Origin of the sequence: Microvirga aerilata, assembly GCF_016743775.1 — a bacterium.
GTDB classification, from domain to species: domain Bacteria; phylum Pseudomonadota; class Alphaproteobacteria; order Rhizobiales; family Beijerinckiaceae; genus Microvirga; species Microvirga aerilata.
In genome coordinates this window covers 1-1,903 of record NZ_JAEQMY010000250.1, presented here as the reverse complement: position 1 = coordinate 1,903, position 1,903 = coordinate 1, and the positions used below count along the sequence as shown (strand labels likewise).

General features: G+C 66.8%; 2 protein-coding genes. Both read right to left on the bottom strand.

What is annotated here, in order from left to right:
* The coding region (gene istB / locus JKG68_RS32105) for an IS21-like element helper ATPase IstB (protein WP_202066457.1) at window positions 1-800 on the bottom strand (800 nt) is incomplete at its 3' end.
* A partial coding sequence (istA, locus tag JKG68_RS32100; RefSeq protein WP_202066455.1) for an IS21 family transposase occupies window positions 797-1,903 on the bottom strand: 1,107 nt, incomplete at its 5' end. The genes istA and istB, both read right to left, overlap by 4 nt.

Below are 1,903 nucleotides of genomic sequence, written 5' to 3'. Positions count from 1 at the left end.
GGCGTGATCAGGGCCTTGGAGCGCACATGCTCGGGCATCAGTTCGGCATGCTGCCGCAGGCGGTAACTTGAGCCCTCGATCTGGATCACCACCGCATGATGCAGAAGCCGATCCAGCAAGGCCGTGGCCACCACAGGATCGCCAAACACCTCGCCCCATTCGGCGAACCCGCGGTTCGAGGTCAGGATCATCGCTCCGCGCTCGTAGCGGGCATTGACCAGCTGGAAGAACAGATTGCCGCCGCCTGAGACCACCGGCAGGTACCCGATCTCGTCCACAATCAGCAGCGCGGGCCGGCAGAAGAACCGGATCCGCTCCGCCAGACGCCCTTCGCGCTCGGCACGGGCGAGCATGCCGATCAGATCCGCCAGCGTGCAGAAGTACACGCTCCGGCCGGCCTTGACCGCCTCCACCCCCAGAGCCGTGGCCAGGTGGCTCTTGCCAGTCCCCGGCGGGCCGAGGAAGTGCACCACCTCGCAGCGGCCAATGAAGCCCAACTGCGCCAGGGTGAGAATCCGGTCGCGGTCGAGCGAAGGCTGGAAGGTAAAGTCAAAGCCCGACAGCGTCTTGATCGTCGCCAGGCGCGCCATGCGCAGACCGGTCTTGATGCGGCTGTTCTCGCGCAGGGTCAGCTCCTCGGACAGCAGCGTGTCGATGGCCTCCAGCGCGCTGATCTCGCCCTGCTCGAGGCGGCGCACGATGGCATCGAGCGCCTCCAGGGCGCGCGGCATCTTCAGGCCGACCAGATCCTGGCGGATCCGCTCCAGGGTGGTGGGGGTGAGCTCAAGAGCGGCACTCATGCGCGGGTCTCCCGAGCCAGGTGGCGGGCGACCGCATCGTAGAATTCGAGCGAACGCTGCGCGACCACGTCGCCGGTGCGGCTGACCGGGGAAGCGTCCGATCCACGCCTGTGCCCCGTGGGCAGGCTCTTACGGTGTCCGGGCGCAACCCGGCGTTGATGGCGGCCCTCCAGCACCGGATGGGCGGCAATCAGCTCGCCCTCCTCGAAGATCCGGATCTCGTCGGCCAGGGTGTGCACCTCGACCACGCGTCGGCGGGTGGCATCGGGCACGCTGTAGAAGTTGCCGCCCACGCTGATCATGCCCTCGCGCGAGATCCGCCGCTCCAGGCGCAGCACCGACCGGAAGGGGGCCAGCGGCAGAGGCCGTAAGAAGGGCTTCTCCTCGGCGAAGGCTTCGGTGACGACGCGGCGTGTGGTGGCATGCACACGCGGATTGGCCACCGTGGAAAGCCAGTGCTGCAGCTGCCGGTTCAGGTCCTCGAGATTGCTGAAGGAGCGCGCTAGGAAGAAGTCCTCGCGGATGTAGCGGAACGGCCGCTCGACCTTGCCTTTTGTTTTGGCTCGGTACGGCCGGCAGGCTTTGGGATGGAAGCCGAAGTGGCGGGCCAGATCGATAAGGGCGCGGTTGTAGACGATACCGCCAGAACGGGCTTCGCCGGTGACCACGGCCTTCATGCGATCATAGAGCACCTCGTGCGGCACACCGCCCAGCGCCTCAAAGGCGGCCACATGGCAGCGCAGCAGGGTTGCCAGATCCTGGTGCAGGACGAAGCGGGCCCAGATCAGGCGGCTGTAGCCGAGCACCAGCGAGAACAGCCACACGATGCGCGGAGCGGTCGGTTCGTCGGTGAACACGACCTGGAACTGGGCGAAGTCGACCTGGGCCTGCGCGCCGGGCGGGGTTTCGAAGCGGACCTCGAAGGAGGATGGCGGTGCGGGGCGGATCTCGCGCAGGAAGTCTATGACAGCAGTGTAGCCGCCAGCATAACCGCGCTCCCTGATCTCGCGGAACAGGCGGCTTCCGGTCAGGCCCGGGAAGGTGCTTACGCGCTCGCGTAGATAATGGGTAAAGGGATCGATGACGGTCTGGCGCGGCTTGCG